The sequence below is a fragment of the uncultured Xylophilus sp. genome (assembly GCA_913776965.1).
GTDB lineage: Bacteria > Pseudomonadota > Gammaproteobacteria > Burkholderiales > Burkholderiaceae_C > Xylophilus.
On record CAJYQL010000051.1, the window covers coordinates 1 to 23,960 of the forward strand.

Annotated in this window: 19 protein-coding genes; 13 read left to right on the plus strand and 6 right to left on the minus strand. The window is 72.0% G+C overall.

Annotated elements, in window-relative coordinates:
- The 5 genes from QZ500_RS07005 to QZ500_RS07025 all read left to right on the plus strand — a co-directional run.
- Positions 1 to 439, plus strand: a 439-nt coding sequence (locus QZ500_RS07005) for a GspL/Epsl periplasmic domain-containing protein (RefSeq protein WP_295852779.1), incomplete at its 5' end; no start/stop codon positions are given.
- Entirely contained in the window at positions 439 to 1,092 is a 654-nt protein-coding gene (gene gspM, locus QZ500_RS07010) for a type II secretion system protein GspM (protein ID WP_295852782.1), read from the plus strand. The genes QZ500_RS07005 and gspM, both read left to right, overlap by 1 nt.
- A 122-nt stretch (positions 1,093 to 1,214) precedes the next feature.
- The gene (gspN, locus tag QZ500_RS07015) at positions 1,215 to 1,985 is read left to right on the plus strand and encodes a type II secretion system protein N (RefSeq protein ID WP_295852849.1); all 771 of its coding nucleotides are present in this window, start codon (positions 1,215 to 1,217) and stop codon (positions 1,983 to 1,985) included.
- 6 nt (positions 1,986 to 1,991) lie between these two features.
- Entirely contained in the window at positions 1,992 to 4,394 is a 2,403-nt protein-coding gene (gene gspD, locus QZ500_RS07020; protein WP_295852785.1) for a type II secretion system secretin GspD, read from the plus strand.
- Between the two features lie 14 nt (positions 4,395 to 4,408).
- A complete protein-coding gene (locus QZ500_RS07025) occupies positions 4,409 to 5,773 on the plus strand; it encodes an ATPase, T2SS/T4P/T4SS family (RefSeq protein WP_295852788.1) in 1,365 nt (454 codons plus the stop codon).
- A gap of 309 nt (positions 5,774 to 6,082) precedes the next feature.
- Here the strand turns inward: QZ500_RS07025 and QZ500_RS07030 are convergent, their stop codons facing one another.
- Positions 6,083 to 6,688 (minus strand): hypothetical protein, encoded by a 606-nt coding sequence (locus tag QZ500_RS07030; protein ID WP_295852790.1) that lies wholly within the window; start codon positions 6,686 to 6,688, stop codon positions 6,083 to 6,085.
- Positions 6,689 to 6,905: 217 nt separating this feature from the next.
- On the opposite strand from QZ500_RS07030, the gene QZ500_RS07035 reads away from it, so the two are divergent.
- From QZ500_RS07035 to QZ500_RS07050, 4 genes are all read left to right on the plus strand, one after another.
- Entirely contained in the window at positions 6,906 to 7,934 is a 1,029-nt protein-coding gene (locus QZ500_RS07035) for an LLM class flavin-dependent oxidoreductase (RefSeq protein ID WP_295852794.1), read from the plus strand.
- Between the two features lie 142 nt (positions 7,935 to 8,076).
- Positions 8,077 to 9,300, plus strand: coding sequence for a type II secretion system inner membrane protein GspF (gspF, locus tag QZ500_RS07040; protein WP_295852797.1), 1,224 nt, complete (start codon positions 8,077 to 8,079; stop codon positions 9,298 to 9,300).
- A 144-nt stretch (positions 9,301 to 9,444) separates the two neighbouring features.
- Positions 9,445 to 10,392, plus strand: coding sequence for a 5'-nucleotidase (locus QZ500_RS07045; RefSeq protein ID WP_295852800.1), 948 nt, complete (start codon positions 9,445 to 9,447; stop codon positions 10,390 to 10,392).
- 44 nt (positions 10,393 to 10,436) lie between these two features.
- Complete coding sequence (locus tag QZ500_RS07050; RefSeq protein WP_295852804.1) at positions 10,437 to 10,907, plus strand: EF-hand domain-containing protein; 471 nt, start codon at positions 10,437 to 10,439, stop codon at positions 10,905 to 10,907.
- Between the two features lie 40 nt (positions 10,908 to 10,947).
- On the opposite strand, the gene QZ500_RS07055 is transcribed toward QZ500_RS07050, so the two are convergent.
- From QZ500_RS07055 to QZ500_RS07070, 4 genes are all read right to left on the minus strand, one after another.
- A complete protein-coding gene (locus QZ500_RS07055; protein WP_295852806.1) occupies positions 10,948 to 11,385 on the minus strand; it encodes a hypothetical protein in 438 nt (145 codons plus the stop codon).
- 141 nt (positions 11,386 to 11,526) lie between these two features.
- Positions 11,527 to 12,255 carry a 7-cyano-7-deazaguanine synthase QueC gene (gene queC, locus QZ500_RS07060; protein WP_295852810.1) on the minus strand — a complete coding sequence of 243 codons (729 nt, stop codon included), beginning with the start codon at positions 12,253 to 12,255 and terminating at the stop codon, positions 11,527 to 11,529.
- Between the two features lie 14 nt (positions 12,256 to 12,269).
- Positions 12,270 to 12,782 (minus strand): DUF1854 domain-containing protein, encoded by a 513-nt coding sequence (locus tag QZ500_RS07065; protein WP_295852813.1) that lies wholly within the window; start codon positions 12,780 to 12,782, stop codon positions 12,270 to 12,272.
- The gene (locus QZ500_RS07070; RefSeq protein ID WP_295852815.1) at positions 12,782 to 14,935 is read right to left on the minus strand and encodes an ABC transporter ATP-binding protein; all 2,154 of its coding nucleotides are present in this window, start codon (positions 14,933 to 14,935) and stop codon (positions 12,782 to 12,784) included. Before QZ500_RS07070 ends, QZ500_RS07065 begins: the two co-directional genes overlap by 1 nt.
- Before the next feature lie 263 nt (positions 14,936 to 15,198).
- Here QZ500_RS07070 and cphA (QZ500_RS07075) point away from each other — a divergent pair, with 263 nt between their 5' ends.
- Positions 15,199 to 17,436: a cyanophycin synthetase gene (gene cphA / locus QZ500_RS07075; RefSeq protein WP_295852818.1), complete on the plus strand. Its 2,238-nt coding sequence runs from the start codon at positions 15,199 to 15,201 to the stop codon at positions 17,434 to 17,436.
- A gap of 79 nt (positions 17,437 to 17,515) precedes the next feature.
- Entirely contained in the window at positions 17,516 to 20,095 is a 2,580-nt protein-coding gene (gene cphA, locus QZ500_RS07080; RefSeq protein ID WP_295852821.1) for a cyanophycin synthetase, read from the plus strand.
- Between the two features lie 105 nt (positions 20,096 to 20,200).
- Here cphA (QZ500_RS07080) and QZ500_RS07085 read toward each other — a convergent pair whose 3' ends face one another.
- The gene (locus QZ500_RS07085) at positions 20,201 to 20,566 is read right to left on the minus strand and encodes a 2Fe-2S iron-sulfur cluster-binding protein (RefSeq protein ID WP_295852824.1); all 366 of its coding nucleotides are present in this window, start codon (positions 20,564 to 20,566) and stop codon (positions 20,201 to 20,203) included.
- Between the two features lie 194 nt (positions 20,567 to 20,760).
- Here QZ500_RS07085 and QZ500_RS07090 point away from each other — a divergent pair, with 194 nt between their 5' ends.
- Both QZ500_RS07090 and QZ500_RS07095 read left to right on the plus strand, forming a co-directional pair.
- Positions 20,761 to 22,266 (plus strand): ATPase domain-containing protein, encoded by a 1,506-nt coding sequence (locus QZ500_RS07090; RefSeq protein ID WP_295852827.1) that lies wholly within the window; start codon positions 20,761 to 20,763, stop codon positions 22,264 to 22,266.
- Between the two features lie 11 nt (positions 22,267 to 22,277).
- On the plus strand, positions 22,278 to 23,960 hold the full coding sequence (locus tag QZ500_RS07095; RefSeq protein ID WP_366762738.1) for a response regulator: 1,683 nt from the start codon (positions 22,278 to 22,280) through the stop codon (positions 23,958 to 23,960).

Genomic DNA, 23,960 nt, shown 5'->3' on the forward strand with positions numbered 1-23,960 from the left:
GTGGCGCGCGGCCCGCTGGGGCGCCGGCCTGCTGGTCGGCGCGCAGCTGGTCGGGCTCAATGCCTGGGCCTGGAAGGAAAAGACCGCGCTCGACCGGCAGGAGGCCGCGGTGCGGGGCCTGCTCACCGCCACCTTCCCGACGGTGCGGGTGGTGGTCGATGCGCCGGTGCAGATGGAGCGCGAGCTGGCCCAGCTGCGCCAGTCCACCGGCGCCGCCGGCAGCGGCGACCTGGAAACCCTGCTGGCCGCGGCCGCCGCGGTGCTGCCGCCCGGCCGGGCCGCCACCGCCCTCGACTACAGCGCCGGCGAAGCCCGGCTGCGCGGCCTGAACCTGTCGGCCGACGAGGCGGCGCAGGCCGCCACCGCGCTGCAACCGCAGGGCATCGCCGCCCGCATCGACGGCGACGCCCTCGCGCTGCGCCCTGCAGGAGCCCCGTGATGCCCGCCTGGAAGGAATCCGCCGCTGCTGCCCGCCTGCGCTGGCAGGCCCTGTCGCCGCGCGAGCGCTACCTGAGCGGCCTCGCGGCCGTGGCGGTCGGCCTGCTGCTGGTCTGGGCGATCGCCCTGGCGCCGGCCCTGCGCACCCTGGCCGGCGCCGAGACCCGGCGCAACACGCTCGACGCCCAGCAGCAGCGCCTGCTGGTGCTGCAGGCCGAGGCCCGCCGGCTGCAGGCCGAGCCGCGCGCCAACCCGGACGACGCGCTGCGCGCGCTGCAGGCATCGGTCGCGCAGCTGGGCGCCGGCGCGCAGCTCAGCGCCAGCGGCGACCGGGCGATCCTGACACTGCGCGGCACGCCGCCGGACCGGCTGGCCGCCTGGCTGGCGCAGGCCCGTGCCAATGCGCGTGCGCTGCCGGTCGAGGCGCGGCTGACCCGCAGCCCGCCCCGGACCGCCGCGGCGGCAGGCGCCACGGGCGGCAGCGCCGGCGCCCGGCTGCCGAACCCGGTCGCGGCGCAGGCCGGCCCGACGCCCGACTTCTCGCAGAACATACCCTTCCCGGCCTCACCGTCCGGCGCTGTGCCGGTCACGGCCGCGGCCGACACCGACGTCCGCTGGGACGGCACCCTGGTGCTGGCGCTGCCGCCGCGCTGAGGCCGCACCGCCGCCGTCCTTCTTTCTTCTGCCTCCCGCATCCCACCGTGGCCCGTTCCCGCACCCCGTCCTCCCCGGCTGCCGCCGCCCGTGCGGCCCGCACGCACCGCCCGACCCTGCACCTGCCCGGGCGCGGCTGGGGTTGGGCTGCGCTCGGCGGATTGGCCGGCCTGCTGCTGGCGGTCGTGCTGTTCGCGCCGGCCCGCTGGCTCGCCGCGGCGGTCACCGATGCCAGCGGCGGCCATGTGGTGCTGGCCGCGCCGCGCGGCACGGTCTGGAACGGCTCGGCCCAGCTGGTGCTGACCGGTGGTGCCGGCAGCGGCGACGCGGCCGCGCTGCCCGACCGGCTGCAGTGGCGGCTGCGGCCGACCTGGAACGGTGCCGCCATCCGGCTGCAGGCCGCCTGCTGCACCGCGCAGCCGCTCGCGATGCGGCTGCACCTGCGCTGGGGCGGCGCACGGCTGCTGGTGGCCGACGGCGGCTCGCAGTGGCCCGCGGCGCTGCTCGCGGGCCTCGGCACACCCTGGAACACGCTGCAGCCGCAGGGCACGCTCGCGCTGCGCACCCAGGACCTGATGGTCTCGGTCGCCCAGGGCCGCGTGGCGCTGGCCGGCCGGGCCGAACTCGACGCACTGGCCATGTCCTCGCGCCTGTCGCCGCTGCGGCCGATGGGCAGCTACCGCCTCATGCTCATCGGCGGCGATGCGACGACCCTGCAGCTGACCACGCTCGACGGCGCCCTGCAACTCCAAGGCAGCGGCCGCTGGATCGGTTCCCGGCTGCGCTTCGACGGCGAGGCGCAGGCCGCGCCCGACCGCGAGGCCGCGCTCGCCAATCTCCTGAACATCATCGGCCGGCGCACCGGCGCCCGCTCCCTCATCACCGTGGGTTGACACGACATGACTTATCGCCTTCCGCGCCGCCCGCGCCTCGCTACCCTTTCGATAGCAGCTTGCGCAGGACTGGTGTGCGCTACCGGCACTTTGGGGCCGCAAACCGCGACCGCGCAGGTAGCCCGCGGCGCGCTGCCGCCGTCGGTCGGCGCACGCGAGCCGGTGACGCTCAACTTCGCCAATGCCGAGATCGAGGCGGTCGCCCGCACGATGTCCACCATCACCGGCCGCAACGTGGTGGTCGACCCGCGGGTCAAGGGCACGATGTCGCTGGTCACCGAGCGGCCGGTGCCGCCGATGACCGCCTTCAACCAGTTCCTCGCCGCGCTGCGGCTGCAGGGCTTCACCGTGGTCGAGTCGGCCGGCCTCTACAAGGTCGTGCCCGAGGCCGACGCCAAGCTGCAGGGCGGCACCGTCACCGCCGGCAACGCCAGCGCCACCCGCAGTGCCGCGGGCAACCAGATCGTCACCCAGATCTTCCGGCTCAACTTCGAGAACGCCAACAATCTGGTGCCGGTGCTGCGCCCGCTGATCAGCCCGAACAACACGATCAACGTGAACCCGGGCAACAACTCGCTGGTGATCACCGACTACGCCGAGAACCTGGACCGGCTGGCCCGGATCATCGCGGCGGCCGACGTGTCGAATGCCACCGACGTCGAGGTGATCCCGCTGCGCCATGCGATCGCGGCCGACCTGGCGCCGCTGGTGGCGCGCCTGGCCGACGGCAGCGGCAGCGCGGCCGGCACCGCGGGCGCCACGCCCGGCGCGGCGGTCAGCGCGGCGCCGGTGGCCGGCGGCGGCAACGACGGCAGCTTCCGCACCACGCTGATCGCCGAGCCGCGCAGCAATGCGCTGATCGTGCGGGCGGCTAATCCGGCGCGGCTGTCGCTGATCCGCTCGCTGGTCGCGCGGCTGGACCAGCCGACCAACCTGGGGCCCAACGGCGACGCCGGCAACATCTACGTCGTCTACCTGAAGAATGCCGAGGCGACCCGTCTGGCGGTCACGCTGCGGGCGGCGCTGGCGTCGCTGTCGGCCGGCACCGGCGGCGTGGCGGGCGCGACGGGCGTCACCGGCACGACCGGCACCCTGGGCACCACCGGCTTTCCGCAGCAGACCGCGCTGCCGCAGTCGGCCGGCTTCGGCTCCACGCTCGGCAGCGCGTCGGGCGTGAGCACCGGCGCATCGGCAAGCTTCGGCAACAGCGCGCAGCCGTCGACCGGCGGCAGCATCCAGGCCGACCCGGCCACCAATTCGCTGATCATCACCGCGAGCGAGCCGCAGTACCGGCAGCTGCGCGCGGTGATCGACAAGCTCGACGGCCGGCGCGCGCAGGTGCTGGTCGAGAGCCTGATCGTCGAGGTCAATGCCAGCCGTACCGCCGACTTCGGCATCCAGTGGCAGACCGCGCTCGGCAACCGCGGCGACGGGACGATCGGCCTGCTCGGCACCAATTCCAACGTGGCCGGCCCGAACATCCTGAGCCTGGCGCTGGCCGCGGCCGGCGGCACCACGACGCTCGGCACCGCGCTGTCGTCGGCCGCCGCCAGCGGCGCCACCACCGGCTTCAACGCGGCGCTGGTGCCGCGCATCAACGGCCGCTACTACCTCGGCGCGCTGGCGAGCTTCCTGCAGAGCACCGGCGACGCCAACGTGCTGTCCACCCCGAACCTGCTGACGCTCGACAACGAGGAAGCCCGCATCGTCATCGGCCAGAACGTGCCCTTCGTCACCGGCTCCTACGCCAACAGCACCGGCAGCAACACGGTGAACCCGTTCACCACGGTCGAGCGCAAGGACGTGGGCCTGACGCTGCGGGTCAAGCCGCAGATCAACGAGAACGGCACGGTGAAGATGGCGATCTTCCAGGAGGTGTCGAACGTCGACCAGAGCACCATCGCCAACACCACCGGCCCGATCACCAACAAGCGGTCGATCGAGTCCAACGTGCTGGTGGACGACGGCAGCATCGTGGTGCTCGGCGGCCTGCTGTCGGACGACTATTCGCTCGGCCAGGACAAGGTGCCGCTGCTCGGCGACGTGCCGGTGGTCGGCGGTCTGTTCCGCAGCGAGACGCGCAGCCGCCGCAAGAGCAACCTGATGGTGTTCCTGCGGCCGGTGGTGGTGCGCGACGCGGCCGACAGCGACACGCTCGCCGAGGACCGCTACGGCCAGATCCGCGCGCTGCAGCAGAACATCCAGCCCGCCTCCAACCCGCTGCTGCGCGGCGTCGATGCCGCGCCGCTGCTGCCGCCGCTGCCGGCCGTCTCGAAGGAGCGCACGATCCGCGGCACCGAGCTGATCCCGCCGCCGCTGCCGCCGGTCGTCACCCGGCCGTCGGGCGTGCCGCTGCGCGGCGCGCTGCCGCCGACCGCCGATCCGGCGACCCGCGAAGAAACGCGCTGACGAGGGGCGCGCCGATGGTCCGCTATCCCCTGCCCTACGCCTTCGCCCGCGCCCACCAGCTGCTGCTGGAGGACGAGGACGGCCGGCTGGCCCTGTGGCACGGCCCGCAGCCCGACGGCACCGCGCTGGGCGAAGTGCTGCGCAAGCACCCGGTCGCCGCCCTGCAGCGCACCGAGCCCGGCCCGCTCGCCCAGCGCATCAGCGCGGCCTACGCCCAGGGCGAATCGAGCGCCGCGACGGTGGTGAGCGAGGTCGAGAGCGATGCCGACCTGTCGCGCATGATGCAGGAGCTGCCCGCGATCGAGGACCTGCTGGAGACCGCCGACGACGCGCCGATCATCCGCATGCTCAACGCGCTGCTCACCCAGGCCGCGCGCGACGGCGCGAGCGACATCCACATCGAACCCTACGAGCGGACCTCCAGCGTGCGCTTCCGGGTCGACGGCGCGCTGCGCGAGGTGGTGCAGCCCAACCGCGCGCTGCACGCGGCGCTGATCTCGCGGCTGAAGATCATGGCCGACCTCGACATCTCCGAGAAACGCCTGCCGCAGGACGGCCGCATCTCCCTGCGCATCGGCACCCGGGCGGTGGACGTGCGGGTGTCCACCCTGCCGAGCGCGCACGGCGAACGCGCGGTGCTGCGGCTGCTCGACAAGTCCGAGAACAAGCTGAGCCTGGAGGCGGTCGGCATGCTCGGCGACGTGCTGCACCGCTTCGAGCGGCTGATCGCCCAGCCGCACGGCATCATCCTGGTGACCGGCCCGACCGGCTCCGGCAAGACGACGACGCTCTATGCGTCGCTGGCCCGGCTCGACGCGACCCGCAACAACATCATGACGGTCGAGGACCCGATCGAGTACGAGCTGCCCGGCGTCGGGCAGACCCAGGTCAACAGCAAGATCGAGCTGACCTTCGCCCGCGCGCTGCGGGCCATCCTGCGGCAGGACCCGGACATCGTGATGATCGGCGAGATCCGCGACTTCGAGACCGCGCAGATCGCGATCCAGGCATCGCTCACCGGTCACCTGGTGTTGGCCACGCTGCACACCAACGACGCGGCCAGCGCGATCACCCGGCTGACCGACATGGGCGTGGAGCCGTTCCTGCTCAGCAGTTCGCTGCTCGGCGTGCTGGCGCAGCGGCTGGTGCGCCGCATCGACGCCACCGATCCGAGCGGCTACAAGGGCCGCACCGGCGTGTTCGAGCTGCTGGTGGTGGACGACGCGATCCGCGCGCAGATCCACGGCCAGGCGCCCGAGGCCACGATCCGCGACACCGCGATCGCCGCCGGCATGACCCTGATGCGCGAGGACGGCGAGCGGCTGGTGCGCGAGGGCATCACCACGCCGGAAGAGGTGCTGCGGGTGACGCGGGACTGAGCGCCACCCGGCGTCCGACCGGCGCGCCCCGCCGACCGACATCCGCCCGTCGCATTGGCTCCTGGGCACCCAGGGCTACGAATGGGACACGCAGTCGGACATGGGCTGGGCGCTGCTGGGCGGGGGCACCGGCGGCAGATGGCCCGCACGGCGTCAGCGTCAACGTCAACGTCAACGTCAACGTTAACGCTACGAAAACCATAGCTGACTGCGTAGGCAGGACGGGCGCTACCGCCCGATCAACGGCCGAAATATTCGACGAAACCGGTCATCGCCATTGCATGTCCGGCCCCGACGACCGGTCCGTCCTCAGTCCGCCGCCACCCGCTGGCGCACCGTCGGCAGCGCGCTCACCTCGCTCACCCGGCCGTCGGGGCCGAAGCTCACCTGGAATTCCTCGAAGCTGGTCAGCCAGTAGCGCCAGATCGGCGCGTCGAGCCGCGGGTTCTCGCTGGTGACCGGATAGCCGACGGCCGCGATCACCTGCTCGCGCGTCATGCCGCGGGCGACGCGGGCGGCGTCCACCGCCTGGCGCACCGCCGCCGGCGCCGCGGCCAGCGCGATGCGCGGGTCCTGCGGCACGACGTAGCGCGCGGCGAAGGTGGGCAGGTCGAGGTCGCGGCTGTAGTCGTTGCCGATCGCCTGGCTGCTGCCGTCGCCGAAGGTCACGAACACCCGCTGGCGACCGTAGCCGGTCACGCGGACCGGCGTGCCGGCGGGGATCAGGCGCTTGCCGGCTTCGTCGTAGTTGATGTCGGTGATCCACCGGCCGTCGGTGCGCAGGTTGCAGCACAGGAACCCTTCGGGCAGCGGCTGGGCCGCGGCGGGCAGCGACAGGGAGACGAAGGCGACGGCGGCCGCCGCGGCGGCGGTCAGGCGCAGGGGCCGGCGGGCCGGAGCGGAAAGACTCTGCATAAGGGAACGGAACGGTCGAATAGGGAGCGCGGCGGGGCTGGGTCCGCGGCAGGGCCCCGGGGATCGTACGGGCCGGCCTCGCCCCCTACACGCCGCCTGTCCGCGGCCGGCGACCGCCCGTCGGTCCGTTCGCCCGACGGCCGCCCGCCCCTGCCCGCGGTGCAGTGATTCGGCGCGCCGCGCACGCGCCTCGCGGCCCGGCGGGACAATCGTCCGCATGCCTGCACTGTCCGACATCCGACTTTCCTTCCTCGACCTGGTCGCCGTGCGCGAAGGCGGCACGGTCCGCGATGCGCTGGCGCTCGCGCTGCGCACCGCGCGGCATGCGGAGTCGCTCGGCTTCACCCGCTACTGGATGGCCGAGCACCACAACATGGAAGGCATCGCCAGTTCGGCCACTGCGGTGATGGTCGGCCATGTGGCCGGCGGCACCGAACGCATCCGCGTCGGCTCCGGCGGGATCATGCTGCCCAACCATGCGCCGCTGGTGGTGGCCGAGGCCTTCGGTACGCTGGCCGAGCTGTACCCCGGCCGGATCGACCTGGGCCTGGGCCGCGCGCCCGGCACCGACCCGGCCACGATGCGCGCGCTGCGCCGCGACCGCACCGAGTCGGTGGACGACTTTCCGCGCGACGTGGCCGAGCTGCAGCGCCTGCTCGCACCGGCGCAGCCCGGCCAGCGCCTGATCGCCACGCCCGGCGCCGGCACCGAGGTGCCGATCTGGCTGCTCGGCTCCAGCCTGTTCTCGGCGCAGCTGGCGGCCGAACGCGGCCTGCCCTACGCCTTCGCCTCGCATTTCGCGCCGCGGCTGCTGCTGCAGGCGGTCGAGCTGTACCGCGCGCGGTTCCGCCCGTCGGCGACGCTCGCCGAACCCTATGTGGCGATCGGCGTGCCCATGATCGCCGCGCCGACCGACGACGAGGCCGAGTTCCTCGCCAGCAGCACCTACCGGCGCATCCTCGGCATCCTGACCGGCGCCCGCGGCAAGCTCGCGCCGCCCGAGGAAGGCTTCGTCGCCTCGCTGCAGCCGCAGGAACGCGCGGCCATCGGCGACTTCCTGGCGGCCGGCGTGATCGGCGGGCCGGAGACGGTGCACGCCGGCCTGCAGACGCTCGCCGAGCGGACCGGCGCCGACGAGATGATCCTGGTCTGCGACATCTTCGACCCGGCGCTGCGGCTGCGCTCGCTCGACATCGCGGCGGCAGCGGTGCGCACCATGCCGGCGACGGCCGACGCGCTCGCCTGACACGCGGCCGGTCGCTCGACCGCCCCGTCCCGCACGACGACACAGACTGCCCGGCGCGTCGCGGAACGCCGACAATACGCGCCGGCGCCGCCCCGGCGCCGTTTTCCGGCGCCCTGCGCCGCACCGCGTTCCCGCCGCCGCCATGCCCGCCTATTCCTTCGAAGCCCTCGACGCCCAAGGCCAGTCCCGCAAGGGCGTGATCGAGGCCGACACCGCGCGCGCCGCCCGCGGCCTGCTGCGCGGCCAGTCGCTGGTGCCGCTGGCGGTCGAGGCGGTGCTGGCCTCGCCCGACGCCGGCAGTGCGCTGGCCGGCTCCGCCTTCGCCCGGCGCGCCTTCAACGCCACCGGCCTCGCGATCTGGACGCGCCAGCTCGCCGGCCTGGTCGCCGCCGGCCTGCCGCTGGAACGGGCGCTGACCGCGCTCGCCGACGAATCGGAAGACGACCGCCAGCGCTTTTTGATCGCCGCCCTGCGGGCCGAGGTGAACGGCGGCTCCACCTTTTCCAAGGCGCTGCTGCAGCATCCGCGCGAGTTCTCGCCGGTCTATGCCGCGGTCATCGGCGCCGGCGAGCAGAGCGGCAGCCTCGGCCTGGTGCTCGAGCGGCTGGCCGACGACCTGGAACAGCGCCAAGCCCTCAAGGCCAAGCTGGTCGGCGCGGCGCTCTACCCGGCGATCGTCACCCTGGTCGCGATCGTGATCGTGCTGTTCCTGGTCGGGTATGTGGTGCCGCAGGTGGCCAACGTGTTCGCCGGCACCAAGCGGGCCCTGCCATTCCTGACGGTGGCGATGCTGGCGATCAGCGACGCGGTGCGGCACTACGGCTGGGCGGCGCTGATCGCTCTCGTTCTGATAGCTGTCGGCGCCCGCTACGCCTACGCAAAACCCGCTTTTCGTCAAAAAATCGATGCGGTGTGGCTGAACCTGCCGGTGATCGGCCGGCTGGCCCGTGGCTACAACGCTGCCCGCTTCGCGGCCACGCTGGCGATGCTGTCGTCGGCCGGGGTGCCGATCCTGCGGGCGCTGCAGGCCGCGGCCGGCACGCTGCACAACACGGCGATGCGCGCCGACGCGCTCGACGCGCTGGTGCTGGTGCGCGAAGGCGCGCCGCTCGCCTCGGCGCTGGCCCAGAAGAAGCGTTTTCCCGGCCTCGTCGCGATGTTCGCGCGGCTCGGCGAGCAGACCGGCCAGCTGCCGGTGATGCTGCAGCGCGCCGCCGCCCAGCTCGGCGCCGAGGTGCAGCGCCGCGCGCTGGCGCTCGCCACCATCCTGGAGCCGCTGCTGATCGTGGCGATGGGGCTGGTGGTGATGCTGATCGTGCTGGCCGTCCTGCTGCCGATCATCCAGCTCAACCAGTGGGTGAGGTAGAGCACATCCCCCCGAGCCGCTGCGCGGCTCCCCCCTTCTCTCGCTGCGCGGGAAGGGGGGCGATACCGGCAGACCTGCGAAGCCGGATCTGCGGTATCTCTGGTGAACGCCGCTGTTTTTTGTTGCGCTGATTGGAAACTGCCCATGCCCCTCACCCTCGCCGACAAGCTGGTGATCGCGATCTCCTCGCGGGCGCTGTTCGATTTCGAGGAGGAGAACCGCGTCTTCGACCCGCGCGATCCGACCGCCTACATGCAGCTGCAGCAGGAGCGGCTGAAGGTGCCGGCCAAGCCGGGTGTGGCATTCTCGCTGGTGCAGAAGCTGCTGCACTTCAACCGCGACGATGTGCGGCGGGTCGAGGTGGTGGTGCTGTCGCGCAACGACCCGGTGAGTGCGCTGCGCATCTTCGAATCGGCGAAGAACGCCGGTCTGTCGCTGGAGCGCGGCGTGTTCACCCAGGGGCGCGACCCGTTCAAGTACCTGCGGCCGCTCGGCGCGCACCTGTTCCTGTCGGCCAACGAGGACGACGTGAGCCAGGCGCTGGCGATCGGCTTTCCCGCGGCCCGGGTGCTGACCGAATCGGTGGCGGCGGGCGTCAACTATCCGCAGGAATTGCGCATCGCCTTCGACGGCGACGCGGTGCTGTTCTCCGACGAGGCCGAGCGCGTCTACCAGGCCGAGGGCCTCGCCGCCTTCCAGACCCACGAGTCGAGCAAGGCGACGCTGCCCCTGTCGGGCGGTCCGTTCAAGCCGCTGCTGGCGGCGCTGCACCAGCTGCAGCAGCAGGCCGACGTGTCAGGCATGCGCATCCGCACCGCGCTGGTCACCGCCCGCAGCGCGCCGGCGCACGAGCGGGCGATCAACACGCTGATGAACTGGGGCCTGGCGGTGGACGAGGCGATGTTCCTGGGGGGCCTGGAAAAGGGACCGTTCCTGCGCGAGTTCGAGCCCGACTTCTTCTTCGACGACCAGACCGGCCATGTGCGCTCGGCCGCGCTGCATGTGCCGGCCGGCCATGTGGGCGCCGGCGTGGCCGCCTTCCTGGCGCCGTCGCCCGCCGCAGCCGCCCCGCTGCCGCCGGACGCCGCCTGACCCCTGGTGACGTCCGGTCGGCAGGGCTGTGCCACGATCGGGCGATGCATCTTTCCGTTTTTCCCTTTTCCGTCCGACCGTCCCTCCTCCGCGCCGCCGCGGCGGTGCTGCTGGCCTGCGCCGGCGGGGCGCAGGCCCAGCCGGCGACCGGAACGCCGCCTCCGCCTGCGGCCGCCAACGCGGCTGCACCTGCTCCCGATGCGCCGGGGGGCCCCAGCAAGGGCGAAGTCCTCGCCGCCCGCCAGTTCAAGTGGCTCGATGCGAACGGCGACGGCTATCTGACCCGCGACGAGGTGGCGCTGTTCCCGCGGCTGCGCGATGCGTTCGACCAGGCCGACACCGACCGCGATAACCGGGTGAGCTTTGCCGAAATCCGTGCGCTGGCGCTGCAACGCCGGGCCGAACGCACCGGCGCCGCGGCTGCAGATAGCGGGGCCCCGCAGGCACCCGCACCTACCGAAGCGCCGGCGCCCCTGCCGGCACCGGCCGCGCCGGCCCCGGAACGCCGCTGGTAAACCGCGCCGGCTGCCGGCGCGTAATTCTGGAGGCCCGCGCTCAGGCAGCAGGCGGTTTGCGGACCTTCGCCGGGTCGGTGTAGACCAGCGGCCCCTGTTTGTCTTTGCCGATCTCCACGCCGGCCACCCGGTTGGCCTGGCGCTGCATTTCTTCGGCGATGTCCAGCGTTTGGGCGCCCGCGCGCCAGATCGACTGGATCTGCTCCATCAGCATCTTGTAGATCGGCTCCTTCGGCGGCTCCTCGGGCGGCTTGGCCGTCTCGGTGGGCCGGACCTCGGTCCAGTCGCGGTTGGGCGTCGCGGGTGCGGCCGAGGGGCTGTCGGGGCCGCGCAGGCCTTGCGTCGCACCGACCCAGTCGCGGCCGTCCTGCCGCTGGGTGACGCCCGGGCGGACCGGCTCGGCCGCGCCGGAGGCGTTCGCCACCGTCTCCGCGGTCGGTGCGATGGCGAGGCTACGGTCGATGGGCGGCAGTTGCATGGTGCTTCTCCGGTGGGGTCGGCGGGCGGCGGGAAAACAGGGTTCCTGCAGGGACTTTCGGCAAATCTTCGCCGAAATTGAGGGCCGTGCCGTCCCTTTCGCGGCGCTGCACCGGTCCGGCATGCGCACGCGAGCAGATGCTCACGCGGCAGCGCGCGCCCGGAAAGCCTCGTAGCCCCGCGCCCTGAGCTGGCAGGCCGGGCAGTGGCCGCAGCCGTAACCCCAGGCGTGGCGGTGGGTGCGGTCGCCCAGGTAGCAGGTGTGGGTGTGTTCCACCACCAGATCGGTCAGCACGGCGCCGCCGCGCGGGGTGCCGCTCGCGTCGCCGAGCTGCTCGGCCAGCGCCCAGGTGGCCGCTTTGTCGATCCACATCAGCGGCGTCTCGACCAGCAACCGGCGGTCCATGCCGAGCGACAGCGCCAGTTGCAGCGCCTTCATCGTGTCGTCCCGGCAGTCCGGGTAGCCGGAGAAATCGGTCTCGCAGACCCCGGTCACCAGCACCTGCAGTCCGCGCCGGTAGGCCAGCGCCGCGGCCAGCGTCATGAACAGCAGGTTGCGGCCCGGCACGAAGGTGTTGGGCAGGCCGTTGTCTTCCAGCGCGAAGGCGGTTTCGCGGGTGAGCGATGTTTCGCTCACCTGGCCGAGCACCGCCAGGTCGAGCACATGGTCGTCGCCGAGGCGTGCATCCCAGGCCGGGAACTGCCGGCGCAGCTCGGTCAGCACCGTGAGGCGCGCCTCCAGCTCGACCCGGTGGCGCTGGCCGTAGTCGAAGCCGACCGTCTCGACCCGCTCGTAGCGCTGCAGCGCATGGGCGAGGCAGGTGGTGGAGTCCTGGCCGCCGGAAAACAGCACGAGGGCGCTGGTGTGCATCGCCGTCCCGCCGTTCACAGGAACCGGTCGAGCAGCTTGCGCGACGCCTTGTCGAGTGCGAACCGGTCGCGGATGCGGTAGTGCACCCCGTCGCCGCTCGCCACCAGCAGCCCGTTGCCGGGCAGGCGACGCAGGTCGTCCTCGCTCTTGAGCAGCAGCCGGGCCGGGCCGCGGTCAGTCTCGAGCGTCCAGGCGCTCGGTGTGGCGAAGGTCGAGACGTCCACCAGCCGCAGGATCTCCGGCATGAATTCGCGATGGCCCAGGTCTTCCAGCACCAGCGCCCGGTCGCCCGCCGCCAGGTCGGCCAGGCTGTCGACCCAGGCGCGCTCCCGGCCGTCGGGGCCGACCAGCGACACCGCCTCGTCGGGGGCGGCCAGCGGAAAGGCCCGGACCGGGGTAACCGGCGCGGTGCCGGCCGCGTCGGTCAGCTGCAGCCGGCCGAAGGCGTCGCGGGCCAGGGTGAAGGGGCGGGCCGCCACCGGGCGGTCGGCGGCACGGCGGTCGGCAGCGCAGGCGGGCAAGGACATCAGGACTCTCCCGACGGATGGGCGGACGGGATGGCGGCCGCAGCGGCGACCGATTCCATCTTCAGTTCTTCGAGATCCTCGGCATCGACCCGGCGCACCTGCGCCTGGTAGAGCCGGAAATAGGCGCCTTCGCGCTCCATCAGCTCGTCGTGCGGGCCGACCTCGACCACGGCGCCGCGGTCCATCACCACCAGCCGGTCGGCCTTGCGCAGCGTCGACAGACGGTGCGCGATCGCGATGGTGGTGCGGCCCTTGACCAAGTTGTCGAGCGCGCGCTGGATCTCCTTCTCCGTCTCGGTGTCGACCGCCGAGGTCGCCTCGTCGAGGATCAGGATGCGCGGGTCGATCAGCAGCGCCCGGGCGATCGAGATGCGCTGGCGCTCGCCGCCCGACAGGCCCTGGCCGCGCTCGCCGACCAGCGAGTCGTAGCCGTGCGGCAGCCGCAGGATGAAGTCGTGGGCATGGGCCGCGCGGGCGGCGGCGACGATCTCGGCGCGGGTCGCGTCCGGCTTGCCGTAGGCGATGTTCTCGGCGATCGTGCCGAAGAAGAGGAACGGCTCCTGCAGCACCAGCCCGATGTGCTGGCGGTAGTCGGCGATGCGGTAGCGCCGGATATCCACGCCGTCCACCTCGATCGCCCCGCCGCTCACGTCGTAGAAACGGCTGATCAGGTTGACCAGCGTGCTCTTGCCCGAACCGCTGTGGCCGACCAGGCCGATCATCTCGCCGGGCCGGATCTGCAGATCCACCTTGCGCAGGATCACCCGGCTGCCGTGGCGGAAGTCCACCTGCCGCAACGCGATCGCACCGCGCGGCGCGGTGTAGGGCACCGGCCGCGCCGGCTCCGGCACGTCCGACACGTGGTCCAGGATGTCGAAGATCCGTTTGGCGCCGGCCGCCGCCTTCTGCGTGACCGAGACGATCCGGCTCATCGAGTCGAGCCGGGTGTAGAAACGGCCGATGTAGGCGAGGAAGGCGGTCAGCACGCCGACCGTGATCTGCTGGCGCGACACTAGCCAGATGCCGAAGGCCCAGATCACCAGCAGGCCGATCTCGGTCAGCAGGGTGACCGTCGGGGTGAAGAGCGACCAGGTCCGGTTGATCCGGTCGTTGACCGCCAAGTTGTGGGCATTGGCTTCGCGGAACCGGTCGGATTCGCGCTTCTCCTGGGCGAAGGCCTTCACCACCCGCACGCCGGGGATCGTGTCGGCCAGCACGTTGGTGACGGCCGAGAACGCCCGGTCGACCTTCTCGAAGCCGGTGCGCAGCCGGTCGCGCACGAAATGGATCATCCAGCCGATGAAGGGTAGCGGCAGCAGCGTGACCAGGGCCAGCCACGGGTTGATCGTGAACAGGATGGTGGCCGTCATCAGCATCATCAGCACGTCGGTCGCGAAATCGAGCGCGTGCAGCGAGAGGAAGACGTTGATGCGGTCCGTTTCGGCACCGATGCGGGCAATCAGGTCGCCGGTGCGCTTGCCGCCGAAGTAGTCGAGCGACAGCTGCATCAGGTGGTCGAAGGTAGCGGTGCGCAGATCGGCACCGATCCGTTCCGACACCAGCGCCAGCATGTAGGTGCGCGCCCAGTTCAGCCCCCAGCCGGCGAGCGCGGCGCCGAGCAGGCCGCCCAGGTAGAGCGCGACCTTGGAGGTCGGGATCGCCTGGCCGTTCTGGAACGGGATCAGCACCTCGTCCATCAACGGGATCGTCAGGTAGGGCGGGATCAGGGTGGCCGCGGTAGATGCAAGGGTCAGCGCGAAGCCGCCGAGCAGCCGCCAGCGGTAGGGCCGGGCGAAACGCCAGAGCCGCAGCAGCACCCAGGTGGAGGGCGCCGCGTTCTCGCCGGTGTTCTCGCGGAAATCGTCGATGGGCGCATCGGCCCCGTCGGAGGCAGCGTCCTGCTCCACCGGCATTCCCGCCCGTACCGCCTGCAGTTGCTGCTGCAGCTGCAGGGCTAAAGGCTGCAGGCCGAGCGTGAAGCGCCAGGCGCCCAGGCGCTGCGTGGTGTCGCAGAGTTCGAGCAGCCCGACACCGCCGTGGTCCGACAGACGGAGGTCCAGCTGCGGATGCAGTGGCCATTCCTGCCAGCCGTCCTGTCCTTGCGCCAGGAAGCGGCGGCTGGTCAGCACCAGATTCCACGATGCAAAACGCATGTCCGATCCCAAGTCAACCGGAAGCACGGTCAGAACGTTTTCACCGGTTCCAAGTGCGGGTACGCCCGCGGCGACCAGACGTTCGGGCCACCCGGACGAGACTACGACAGGATCGAGATGCTGCATTTTCAAACCGTAACACGCGGAACCCGCTCGGCGCGCGGCCCGCGGTCGGAGCGGGCGATTTTGGCCCAACCAGTGCAGCCGGCACGGCAGCGCAGCGCTCTCCGGCCTGACGGCCTTTTCTGACGAGACATCCGACGATGACCACCCTGCGCCCCCTGAACGACATCCGCATCCTGAACGTGCGCTACCTGCACGGGTCCAACATCTGGACCTATCGGGAGGTGCTGGAGGTCTGGCTCGATCTCGGCGAGCTGGAGGAATTCCCGTCCAACAAGCTGCCCGGGCTGAACGAGCGCCTGCAGGCCTGGCTGCCCAACCTGATCGAGCACACCTGCAGTCCCGGCGAGCGCGGCGGCTTCCTGCAGCGGCTGGAGGGCGGCACCTGGATGGGCCATGTGCTGGAGCACGTGATCATCGAGCTGCTCAACATCGCCGGCATGCCGGTCACCTTCGGCCAGACCCGGGAGACGACCCGCTACGGCATCTACCGCATGGTGTTCCGCGCGCAGGACGAGGCTGTCGCCCGTCTGGCGCTGGCCGAGGGCCATGCATTGCTGATGGCGGCGATCAACGACCGGCCGTTCGAGGTGGCGCCCACGGTGACGCGTCTGCGTGCCCAGATCGACAAGTCCTTCCTCGGCCCGAGCACCGACTGCATCGTCACCGCGGCCAACGACCGCAAGATCCCCCACATCCGCCTGAACGCCGGCAACCTGGTGCAGCTGGGCTACGGCAAGCGCCAGCGCCGCATCTGGACCGCCGAGACCGACCGCACCAGCGCGATCGCCGAAAGCATCGCCTCCGACAAGGACCTGACCAAGTCGCTGCTGGCCGCCTGCGGCGTGCCGGTGCCGGAAGGCCGGATGGTCGCCAGCGCCGCGGAAGCCTGGGAAGCCGCCGAGGACATCGGCCTGCCGGTGGTGGTCAAACCGTCGGACGGCAACCACGCCCGCGGCGTGACGCTGGACCTGCGCACCGAGGCTGACGTGGCCGTCGCCTTCCGGCTGGCCGAGGCCGAGGGCAGCGGCGTGATGGTCGAGCGCTGCATCGAAGGCACCGAGCACCGCCTGCTGGTGGTCGGCGGCAAGGTCGTCGCCGCCACCCGCGGCGAGCCGGTGCATGTGACGGGCGACGGCACCTCGACCATCGCCGAGCTGATCGACAGCCAGATGAACAGCGACCCGCGCCGCGGCTGGGAGCACCAGTTCCCGCTGACCACCATCGATCCGCACAAGGACGGCGGCGTGCAGCTGGAGATGCGCCGGCAGGGCCTGACGGTCGATTCCGTCCCGCCGGCCGGCCAGAAGGTGCTGGTGCAGCGCACCGGCAACATGGCCATCGACTGCACCGACGACGTGCACCCCGAGGTCGCCCACGCGGTGACGCTGGCCGCCCGCATCGTCGGCCTGGACATCGCCGGCATCGACCTGGTGACGCGCGACATCCGCCTGCCCCTGCAGGCCCAGCGCGGCGCGATCGTCGAGGTGAACGCCGGCCCCGGCCTGCTGATGCACCTGAAGCCGACCCAGGGCCAGCCGCGCCCGGTCGGCCGCGCGATCTGCGATCACCTGTTCGCCGACGGCGACAACGGCCGTATCCCGCTGGTCGGTATTACCGGCTCGCGCCACAACGCCGCCATCGCCCGGCTGGTCGCGTGGCTCTCCCACCTGGACGGCCACCATCCCGGCGTCGCCTGCCAGGACGGCCTGTTCCTCGACCGCCGCTGCCACGACGCGGCCGACAACGCCCACTGGAAGGCCGGCGAGCGCCTGCTGATCAACCGCAACGTGGACCTGGCGATCATCGAGAACGGCGCCGCCTCGATCCTGCGCGACGGCCTGGCCTACGACCGCTGCTCGGTCGGCCTGGTGACCGACTTCGGCGGCATGGAGGCGTTGGCCGAGTTCGACGTGCACACCACCGAGCACATGCGCAAGGCGGTCCGCACCCAGGTGGACGTGGTGCTGGCAGACGGCGTGGCGGTACTGAACGCGGCCGATCCGGACGTCGCGGCTCTCGCCCCGCTGTGCGACGGCGAGGTGATCCTGTACGCGGCCGACCCGACCCACCCGGCCATCGCTGCGCACTGCGCCGCAGGCGGCCGGGCGGTGGTGATGCGCAACGGCCGGATCGCGCTGGTCGCGGACAGCCAGGACGTGCCGCTGTCGGGCCTGGGTCCGCTCGATGCCTGGCGCAGCCGCCACGGCGCGCTGCCCGACGAGGCGCTGCTCGCCGCGGCCGCCACCGGCTGGGCGCTCGGCATCCGCCCCTGCCTGATCGGCGCCGGCCTGGAAGCCTTCGAGCCCGAAGCGGGCGTGCCGCTGCGAACCGGCGCCGACCAGACCGTCCGCGAAACCGCTGCCGTCGCCGCCTGACCGCACCGCCGCCCGCCCTCTCCTTCTGACCCCCGCGCGCCGGCTCCGGCCGTGCGCCGCCCCGACGGACCGACCTCCCATGGAAATTTCCCGCCTGCGCGCCCTGCGCGGCCCCAACCTCTGGAGCCGCCACACCTCGATCGAAGCGGTCGTGACCTGCGGCCCCGACTGCTGCGCGATCGCGCACGTGCCCGGCTTCGAGCAGCGGGTGCGCGCGCTGTTCCCGACGATCGGCGCGCTGCGCCACGCCGGCCAGGCGTCCGAAGTCACGCTCGCGTCCGTCGCCGGCACCGCGGCGCTGGCGCTGCAGGCCCAGGCCGGCTGTCCGGTGACGTTCCACCGTACCACCGCCACGCCGGAGCCCGGCGTGCACCAGGTGGTCGTGCAGTACAGCGAGGAGGCCGTCGGCCGCCGCGCCTTTGCCCTGGCGCACGCGCTGGTGCAGGCCGCGCTCGGCGACGGCAGCTTCGATGCCGCCGCCGCCATCGCCGAGCTGCGCGCGCTGGACGAGGACGAGCGCCTCGGCCCCAGCACCGGCTGCATCGTCGATGCGGCGGTCGCCCGCGGCATCCCGTACCGCCGGCTCACCCAGGGCAGCCTGGTGCAGTTCGGCTGGGGCTCCAAGCAGCGCCGCATCCAGGCGGCCGAGGTGGACGGCACCAGCGCCGTCTCCGAGGCCATCGCCCAGGACAAGGACCTGACCAAGAACCTGCTGCACGCCGCCGGGGTGCCGGTGCCGCTCGGCCGGCCGGTCGCGTCCGCCGAGGAAGGCTGGCGCGTCGCCCAGGAGATCGGCCTGCCGGTGGTGGTCAAGCCGCAGGACGGCAACCAGGGCAAGGGCGTCACCGTCAATCTGATGGACCGCGAGCACATGGACATCGCCTTCAAGGCGGCGGCCGAATACGGCGACGTGATCGTCGAGCGCTTCCTGCCCGGCTACGACTTCCGCCTGCTGGTGGTAGGCCAGAAGCTGATCGCCGCCTCGCGCCGCGACCCGCCGCAGGTGATCGGCGACGGCGTGCACACGGTGCGCGAGCTGGTGGACATCGTCAACAGCGACCCCAAGCGCGGCGACGGCCATGCCACCGCGCTCACCAAGATCCGTTTCGACGACATCGCGATCCTGCGGCTCTCCACCCAGGGCCTGGTGCCCGAGTCAGTGCCCGACAAGGGCCGCCGCGTGATCCTGCGCAACAACGCCAACCTGTCGACCGGCGGCACCGCCACCGACGTGACCGACGACGTGCATCCCGACGTGGCCGCGCGCGCGGTGGCGGCGGCGCAGATGGTCGGCCTGGACATCTGCGGCGTGGACGTGGTCTGCGAGACCGTGCTGCGGCCGCTGGAGGAACAGAGCGGCGGCATCGTCGAGGTGAACGCCGCGCCCGGGCTGCGCATGCACCTGACGCCCTCCTACGGCAAGCCGCGCGCGGTCGGCGAGGCGGTGATCGCCGGCATGTTCGACCCGGGCGACGACGGCCGCATCCCGGTGGTCGCCGTGACCGGCACCAACGGCAAGACCACCACCACCCGTCTGATCGCCCACATCCTGGCGAGCAGCGGGCTGCGGGTCGGCATGACCAACACCGACGGCGTCTACGTGGACGGCCGCCAGACCGACAGCGGCGACTGCAGCGGCCCGAAGAGCGCACGCAACGTGCTGATGCACCCGGACGCCGACGCGGCCGTCTTCGAGGTGGCCCGCGGCGGCGTGCTGCGCGAGGGCCTGGGCTTCGACCGCTGCCAGGTGGCGGTGGTGACCAACATCGGCGAAGGCGACCACCTGGGCCTGAACTACATCACCACGGTCGAGGACCTGGCGGTGCTGAAGCGGGTGATCGTGCAGAACGTGGCGCCCACCGGCTTCGCGGTGCTCAACGCCGCCGACCCGATCGTCGCCGCGATGGCCGCCAACAGCACCGGCGACGTAATCTTCTTCGCCGCCGACCGCCAGCACCCGGTGATGGCCAAGCACCGGGCCCAGGGCCGCCGCACCGTCTACATCGACCGCGACCAGCTGGTCGCCTCCGAAGGCTCCTGGCGCGAGAGCGTGCCGCTGCGCGACATCCCCATCACCCGGGGCGGCGCGATCGGCTTCCAGGTCGACAACGCGATGGCCGCCGTCGCCGCCGCCTGGGCGCTCGGCACCGGCTGGGACGTGATCCGCGCCGGTCTCGCCAGCTTCGCGAGCGACGCGGCGACCGTGCCTGGCCGCTTCAACCTGATGGACTACCGCGGCGCCACCGTGATCGCCGACTACGGCCACAACCCCGATGCGATGCGTGCCCTGGTGCAGGCCGTCGGCGCGCTGCCGGGCGAACGCCGCTCGGTGGTGATCAGCGGCGCCGGTGACCGCCGCGATAGCGACATCCGCGACCAGACCGCGATCCTCGGCGCCGCTTTCGACGAAGTCATCCTGTACCAGGACGCGGCCCAGCGGGGTCGCGCCGACGGCGAGGTGATGGCGCTGCTGCGCGAAGGCCTGCACAACGCGTCGCGCACCACGCAGGTCGAGGAGATCCGCGGCGAGTTCGCCGCCATCGACACCGCGCTGGAGCGGCTGCAGCCGGGCGACCTGTGCCTGATCCTGGTGGACCAGGTGGAAGAGGCGCTGGCGCACCTGGCCCGCCGCATCGCCGAGGTGCCGCAGCCGGCCTGACCGTGCGAGGGCCCGTCCCCGCACCCTGCGTTTCGCGCTGTCCGAAGGCCGGTTTTCGCAAGGAAATCGGCCTTCCGCGCAGGTGGGACCTGCGCAAACAGCTATCTATTCGATAGCACCGAGGCGGACCGCGCCCGGCGCCTCCAGCACCACGTCCGCCGTCGGATGCGCGACGCAGGGCAGCACATACCCCTCGGCCTTCTCGTCGGCACTCAGCCCGGGCCAGGCGATACGGTAGCGCACCGCACCCGCCGTCATCCGGCACAGGCAGGCGCGGCAGGTGCCGTTGCGGCAGGAGGTCGGCAGCTCGATCCCGGCGAAGGCGGCCGCCTCGCGCAGCGTCAGCGCTGAGGGTGCCTCGGCCGTCCAGCCCTGGGGGTCGATGCGCAGCGCAAAGACCGCATCGTCGTCGGTGGGGCAAACCGCCGGGTCGGCGACGGGCAGAGCGGTCGGAGGCAGAGCGGAGGACATCGGCGAAAGGTTGGAGCGAAGGGCGGCGAAGCCGTCCAGCGGCCGGCGAACAACGGGCAAGGGTGCGGAGGCAGCGACAACCACGACTGTAGGGCCGCGCCGCCTGATCGACGACCGGTGCCGCCCGGGTTCATCCCGCGCCCGCGCCGGCAGCCCTTCGCCGATACTCGGCAGGTCCCTTCCCGACCTTTGCCATGAGCCTCTCCCCTATCGCGCCGCAGGAACGCACCTCCACCGGCATTTCCGGCCTCGACGACATCCTCGGCGGCGGCTGGCCGACCGGCCATCTCTATCTGGTGGAAGGCGAACCGGGCGCCGGCAAGACGACGCTGGGGCTGCAGTTCCTGCTCGACGGCGCGGCACGCGGCGACCGCTGCCTCTACATCACCCTGTCGGAGACCCGGGAAGAGCTGATCACCGTCGCCGACTCGCACGGCTGGGACCTGGCGGGCATCGACATCTTCGAACTGATCGACACCAACGGCCTGAAGCCCGATGCCGAACAGTCGATCCTGCATCCGTCGGAACTGGAGCTCGGCGAGACGATCCGTGACGTGATGGTCGAGATCGAACGACTGCAGCCGCGGCGCGTGGTGTTCGACAGCCTGTCGGAGATGCGGCTGCTGGCGCAGGATGCGCTGCGCTACCGCCGGCAGATCCTCGCGCTCAAGCAGTTCCTGCGCCGCTTCGACTGCACCACCCTGCTGCTGGACGACAAGACCAGCGGCTCCAACGACCTGCAGCTGCATAGCCTGGCGCACGGCGTGCTCACGCTGATGCAGACCACCGGCGAATACGGCGACGAGCGCCGCACGCTGCGGGTGGCGAAGCTGCGCGGCGCGCGCTTTCGCGGCGGCACCCATGATTTCAACCTCGGCACGGGCGGGCTGCGGGTGTTCCCGCGGCTGGTCGCCGCCGAGCACCGCCACGACCAGCGGCACGAGGTGATGCCGACCGGTACTGCCAAACTCGATCTGCTGCTCGGCGGCGGCCTCTACTACGGCACCAACACGCTGTTCGTCGGCCCGTCGGGCGTCGGCAAGACGACCACCGCGCTGTCGTGCGTCTTCGCAGCCCTGGAGCGCGGCGAGAAGGCGACTTACTACCTGTTCGACGAAGGCCTGCCGACACTGGTGTCGCGCTGCACCGCCCTCGGCATTCCGCTCCAGCCGTACCTGGATTCCGGCCAGCTGGAAATCCACCCGCTCGACCCGGCCGAGGTGTCGCCCGGCCAGTTCGCGATGAACGTGCGCGATGCGGTCGAGCGCCGCGGCGCCCGGGTGATCGGCATCGACAGCCTGAACGCCTATCTGCAGTCGATGCCCGGCAGCCGATTCCTGCTGCTGCAGATGCACGAGCTGCTGACTTACCTGAACCAGCGCGGCGTCGCGACCATCCTGATCCTGAGCCAGCACGGCGTGCTCGGCGAAGGCCGGATCGACGTCGATCTCAGCTACCTGAGCGATGCGCTGCTGATGTTCCGGTATTTCGAAGCGCGCGGCAGCCTGCTGCGGGCGCTGTCGGTAGTCAAGAGCCGAGCCAGCAGCCACGAGTTCACGATCCGCGAATTCCGGCTCGGTGCCCAGGGCATTGAGGTCGGCCCGGCGCTGAGCGACTTCGAGGGCGTGCTCGGCGGCATCACCACCTACCGCGGCAGCGGCTCCCTGCTCGGCGACGACACCCGCATCGTGGAGGCCTGATGGAGCGGCGCGTGCTCATCCACGCACCGCGCGGCCGCGACGCCGCGGTGGTGAAGCAGGTGCTGGCCGACAGCGGCATGGCCTCGCGCATCTGCCCCACGCCGGACGACCTGCTGCAGCAGCTCGAGCACGACGGTGCCGGCGCCGCGGTGGTGACCGAGGAGGCTTTTCCGGTGCTGCAGGATGCGCCGCTGCACCGCTGGCTGCAACGCCAGCCGAGCTGGTCGGACTTCCCGTTCGTGGTGCTGGCGACCCGCCAGGCCTCGCGCCGGTCGGCCGGCGCCACTGCCTCGCTGCGCAAGCTCGGCAACGTGGTGCTGCTGGAGCGGCCGGTCAATGCCGAGACGCTGTCCAGCGCGGTCGCCTCGGCGCTGCGGGGCCGCGCCCGCCAGTACGCCACCCGCAGCCACCTGCTGGAACTGGAGCAGACCCGCGCGACGGTGGAGCGGCTCAACCGCGAACTGGAAGACCGGATCGCGATCCGCACCCGCGAACTCGCCAGCGCCAACGACCGGCTGATGGCCGAGATCTCCGAGCGCGAGCGCGCCCAGGCAGCCCTCGCGCAGGCCCAGAAGATGGAAGCGGTCGGCCGGCTGACCGGCGGCATCGCGCACGACTTCAACAACCTGCTGCACGTGGTCAGCATGAACCTGGACCTGGTCGGACGGCTGGCGTCCGAGCCCAAGGTCGCGACCGTCGCGGCCCAGGCCAAGCGCGCGGTCAGCCGCGGCTCCAAGCTCACCGCGCAGCTGCTGTCCTTCGCGCGCAGCCAGTCGCTGCTGCCGCGCCATACCGACGTGAATGCGTTGCTGCAGGGCATGCAAGAGCTGGTGGCGGTGTCGGTCGGCTCGGCGATCCGGGTCGAGACAGCGCTGCACGACGGCCCGGTGCATGCGGTGCTCGACGCCAACCAGCTGGAGATGGCGGTCCTGAACCTCGCGGTCAACGCCAAGGACGCGATGCCCGCCGGCGGTGCGCTGCGCATCGCGACCCGGGTGGACCGGCTGGCCGAGGGCGACACCGCCCTGCCGGCCGGCGACTATCTGGTGGTGTCGGTCGCCGACGAGGGCGAAGGCATTCCGCAGCACCTGCTCGGCAAGGTGTTCGATCCGTTCTTCACCACCAAGCCGCTCGGCAGCGGCACCGGGCTCGGCCTGAGCCAGGTCTACGGCTTTGCACAGCAGTCCGGCGGGCTAGCCCGGGTGTCCAGCCCGCCGGGCGACGGCACGACGGTGGAGATGCTGTTCCCGCTGGCCCGGGAAGAAGACGCGGCGCCGCCGGAAGCGACCGCGCCGGCGCCTGCCGCGCCGGTCGGCCCCTTCCACATCCTGGTGGTGGAGGACGACACCGATGTGCGCCGGGTGATCGTCGAGAGCCTGCAGCTCGCCGGCCACCGGGTGACCGCCGCCGCCGACGGCCCGGACGGCCTGCAGGCGCTGGAGGCCGCGCGGCCCGACCTGCTGCTGGTGGACTACGCCATGCCCGGCATGACCGGCGCCGAAGTCATCGAATACGCGCGGCTGCGTTTCCCGGGGCTGCCGGTGATCCTGGCGACCGGCTATGCCGACATGGCCGAGGTCGGTCGGGTGCTGGGCACCCAGTCGGTGCTGATCAAGCCGTTCGACATCGCCACGCTGAGCCGGGCGGTGGCGCAGGTGATGTCGCAGCGGCCCGCGGCACCGGTTTCTGCATGA

Excerpts from the sequence above, each read along its gene's own strand:
- cphA (WP_295852821.1), top strand. The coding sequence starts at position 17,516 with ATGGAAATTTCCCGCCTGCGCGCCCTGCGCGGCCCCAACCTCTGGAGC.
- QZ500_RS07065 (WP_295852813.1), bottom strand. The coding sequence starts at position 12,782 with ATGTCCTTGCCCGCCTGCGCTGCCGACCGCCGTGCCGCCGACCGCCCG.
- QZ500_RS07070 (WP_295852815.1), bottom strand. The coding sequence starts at position 14,935 with ATGCGTTTTGCATCGTGGAATCTGGTGCTGACCAGCCGCCGCTTCCTG.
- QZ500_RS07030 (WP_295852790.1), bottom strand. The coding sequence starts at position 6,688 with ATGCAGAGTCTTTCCGCTCCGGCCCGCCGGCCCCTGCGCCTGACCGCC.
- QZ500_RS07050 (WP_295852804.1), top strand. The coding sequence starts at position 10,437 with ATGCATCTTTCCGTTTTTCCCTTTTCCGTCCGACCGTCCCTCCTCCGC.
- QZ500_RS07025 (WP_295852788.1), top strand. The coding sequence starts at position 4,409 with ATGGTCCGCTATCCCCTGCCCTACGCCTTCGCCCGCGCCCACCAGCTG.
- gspF (WP_295852797.1), top strand. The coding sequence starts at position 8,077 with ATGCCCGCCTATTCCTTCGAAGCCCTCGACGCCCAAGGCCAGTCCCGC.
- queC (WP_295852810.1), bottom strand. The coding sequence starts at position 12,255 with ATGCACACCAGCGCCCTCGTGCTGTTTTCCGGCGGCCAGGACTCCACC.
- QZ500_RS07085 (WP_295852824.1), bottom strand. The coding sequence starts at position 20,566 with ATGTCCTCCGCTCTGCCTCCGACCGCTCTGCCCGTCGCCGACCCGGCG.
- gspD (WP_295852785.1), top strand. The coding sequence starts at position 1,992 with ATGACTTATCGCCTTCCGCGCCGCCCGCGCCTCGCTACCCTTTCGATA.
- QZ500_RS07035 (WP_295852794.1), top strand. The coding sequence starts at position 6,906 with ATGCCTGCACTGTCCGACATCCGACTTTCCTTCCTCGACCTGGTCGCC.
- cphA (WP_295852818.1), top strand. The coding sequence starts at position 15,199 with ATGACCACCCTGCGCCCCCTGAACGACATCCGCATCCTGAACGTGCGC.
- QZ500_RS07090 (WP_295852827.1), top strand. The coding sequence starts at position 20,761 with ATGAGCCTCTCCCCTATCGCGCCGCAGGAACGCACCTCCACCGGCATT.
- QZ500_RS07045 (WP_295852800.1), top strand. The coding sequence starts at position 9,445 with ATGCCCCTCACCCTCGCCGACAAGCTGGTGATCGCGATCTCCTCGCGG.
- QZ500_RS07055 (WP_295852806.1), bottom strand. The coding sequence starts at position 11,385 with ATGCAACTGCCGCCCATCGACCGTAGCCTCGCCATCGCACCGACCGCG.
- gspM (WP_295852782.1), top strand. The coding sequence starts at position 439 with ATGCCCGCCTGGAAGGAATCCGCCGCTGCTGCCCGCCTGCGCTGGCAG.